Annotated in this window: 3 protein-coding genes; all 3 read left to right on the top strand. The window is 60.5% G+C overall.

Annotation, left to right across the window (positions count from 1 at the left end):
• Positions 1 to 173 precede the first annotated feature (173 nt).
• The 3 genes from tauA to tauC are packed head-to-tail and all read left to right on the top strand — an operon-like array spanning position 174 to position 2,798.
• Positions 174 to 1,151: a taurine ABC transporter substrate-binding protein gene (tauA, locus tag PMI37_RS26100; protein ID WP_008086822.1), complete on the top strand. Its 978-nt coding sequence runs from the start codon at positions 174 to 176 to the stop codon at positions 1,149 to 1,151.
• A 16-nt stretch (positions 1,152 to 1,167) separates the two neighbouring features.
• Positions 1,168 to 1,962 carry a taurine ABC transporter ATP-binding subunit gene (gene tauB, locus PMI37_RS26095; RefSeq protein ID WP_008086820.1) on the top strand — a complete coding sequence of 265 codons (795 nt, stop codon included), beginning with the start codon at positions 1,168 to 1,170 and terminating at the stop codon, positions 1,960 to 1,962.
• Positions 1,959 to 2,798 (top strand): taurine ABC transporter permease TauC, encoded by an 840-nt coding sequence (gene tauC / locus PMI37_RS26090; RefSeq protein ID WP_008086818.1) that lies wholly within the window; start codon positions 1,959 to 1,961, stop codon positions 2,796 to 2,798. The genes tauB and tauC overlap by 4 nt, the downstream gene beginning before the upstream one ends.
• The last annotated feature ends 77 nt before the right edge of the window (positions 2,799 to 2,875 follow it).

The raw sequence follows: 2,875 nt of genomic DNA, 5'->3' as shown, positions 1-2,875 counted from the left end.
CTGCTGCGCAGCCGAACGGGGATAAATCCCCTCGCCACAAAAGCGCCAGTTTCCCCCAAGGCTTAGATTTTTCCGCTCATAAGCTCATTCGAAAAAGTTATTTATTTATTGATTCTTAGATCATTTAGTCTCCTTTCACGCCGACGCTCGGTCGCCTGATATGGAGCTTTTCAATGAAACTGAATTTTCCGCTTCGCCTGCTCGCCGCAGCCTCCCTGGCCGCCGCGAGTTTTCTGGCTCAGGCCGCCGACCTCACCGTCGCCTACCAAACCACCGTTGACCCGGCGAAAGTCGCTCAGGCCGACGGCGCTTACGAAAAAGCCACCAAAGCCGATATCGCCTGGCGCAAGTTCGATAACGGCGCCGACATCATCGCCGCCATCGCTTCCGGTGACGTGCAGATCGGCTACCTCGGTTCGAGCCCGCTGACCGCCGCGATCACCCGCAAAGTCCCGGTCGAAACCTTCCTCATCGCCACTCAGATCGGCGCTGCCGAAGCACTGGTCGCCCGCGACGGTTCCGGCATCAAGACGCCGCAGGATCTGGTCGGCAAGAAAATCGCCGTGCCGTTCGTGTCCACCGGTCACTACAGCCTGCTCGCGGCGCTGAAGCACTGGAACATCGATCCTTCGAAAGTCACCGTGCTCAACCTCGCCCCTCCAGCGATCATCGCCGCGTGGAAACGTGGTGACATCGACGCCACCTACGTGTGGGATCCGGCACTCGGTGTGGCCAAGGAAAACGGCAAAGTGCTGATCACTTCCGGCGAGCTGGCCAAGTTTGGCGCGCCAACCTTCGATGCGTGGATCGTGCGCAAAGACTTCGCCGAGAAGCACCCGGAAATCGTCACCGCGTTCGCCAAGGTCACCCTCGACGCCTACGCCGACTACCGCAAAGACCCGAAAGCCTGGCTCGCCGATCAATCCAACGTCGACAAATTGGTGAAACTCTCTGGCGCCAAGGCCAGCGACATCCCATTGCTGCTGCAAGGCAACGTCTACCCGCTGGCCGCTGATCAGGTCGTCACCCTCGGCGCGCCGACCACCAAAGCCATCACCGACACCGCTGCGTTCCTCAAAGAACAAGGCAAGGTCGAAGCCGTTCTGCCGGACTACGCGCCGTACGTCAGCGCCAAATTCATCACCAACTGATCGGGAGTTAACCGCGATGGCCTTGCTACAGCTGGAGCGCATCAGCGCACAGTACCCGGGCAGCCCGACACCGGTGCTGGCGGATATTTCTCTGACCCTGGGGCCTCAGCAATTGCTGGTCGCCCTCGGCCCGTCCGGCAGTGGCAAGACTTCGCTGTTGAACCTGATTGCCGGTTTCGTTGAACCGAGTGCCGGGCGCATCACCCTCGACGGCGTGCCGGTCAAAGGCCCGAGCGCCGAACGTGGCGTGGTGTTCCAGGACGACGCGTTGCTGCCTTGGCAGGACGTGTTGGCCAACGTCGCATTCGGTCTGGAACTGGCCGGTGTCGCCAGGGACAAGCGCGAAAAGATCGCCCGCGAAATGCTCGCGCTGGTCGATCTTTCCGGTTTCGAAAGCCGCCGTATCTGGCAACTCTCCGGTGGCCAGAAACAACGCGTCGGCCTCGCCCGCGCTCTCGCCGCTGACCCGCGTGTGTTGCTGATGGACGAACCCTTCGGCGCGCTCGATGCGTTCACTCGCGAACAGATGCAGGAGCTGTTGCTGCAAGTCTGGCAACGCACCGCCAAGCCGGTTTTCCTGATTACCCATGACATTGAAGAAGCGGTGTTCCTCGCCACTGACCTGATTCTGCTCGCGCCGAATCCGGGGCAGATCGTTGAGCGTCTGCAGCTGGATTTCGGTCAGCGTTACGCCGCTGGCGAGTCCGCCCGCGCGATCAAATCCGATCCGCGCTTTATCGAAACCCGCGAACACGTGCTGAGCAAAGTGTTCTCGCAACGCAGCGCCGGGCAACGGCAGGAGCGCGCATGAGCAGTTACGACGTTTCCTCGGCTGCGGTAAAACCGGTCAGCGCATCGGTGGTGACTCCGCTGCGCCGCAGCCTCAGCACGCGCTGGATCAGCTTGCTGACCTTGTTTGCATTGTTAGCGATCTGGTGGGCGGTGACTGCCACTGGATTGATCGAGCCGCTGTTCCTGCCGCCACCGTCCGCCGTGCTGCAAAAGGGTTGGTTGCTGGCGACTACCGGTTACATGGATTCGACGTTGTGGCAGCACCTTGGTGCGAGCCTGAGCCGCATCGGTCTGGGCCTTGGTTTCGCGATTTTGACCGCTGTGCCGGTGGGCATTGCTATCGGTGCCAACCGCATCGCCCGCGGTGTGCTTGATCCGCTGATCGAGTTCTACCGGCCGATTCCGCCGTTGGCTTATCTGCCGCTGATCGTGATCTGGTGCGGCATCGGCGAGTTGTCGAAAGTGCTGCTGATTTATCTGGCGATTTTCGCGCCGATTGCCATCGCTACCGCCACCGGCGTGCGCACGGTTGACCCGGCAAAATTGCGCGCGGCGCAGTCGTTGGGTGCGACGCGTTTGCAGCTGATTCGTCATGTGATTTTGCCAAGCGCTCTGCCGGACATTCTCACCGGCGTGCGCATTGGTCTGGGTGTTGGCTGGTCGACGCTGGTCGCCGCTGAATTGATCGCCGCCACCAGCGGTTTAGGCTTTATGGTGCAATCGGCCGCGCAATTTCTGGTCACCGACGTTGTGGTGCTGGGGATTCTGGTCATCGCCCTGATCGCCTTCGCCATGGAAATGGGCCTGCGCGCCCTGCAGCGAAAACTGGTGCCATGGCACGGCCAGGCCCACTAAAACATCTTTTGAATCACCCCCTGTAGGAGCTGCCGTCTTTTGATCTTGTTTTTAAAAAGATCAAGATCAAAAGATCG

The organism is Pseudomonas sp. GM80 (assembly GCF_000282515.1).
Classification (GTDB): Bacteria; Pseudomonadota; Gammaproteobacteria; order Pseudomonadales; family Pseudomonadaceae; genus Aquipseudomonas.
The sequence above is the reverse complement of the archived record's forward strand: the minus strand, read 5'-3'. Positions and strand labels throughout refer to the sequence as shown.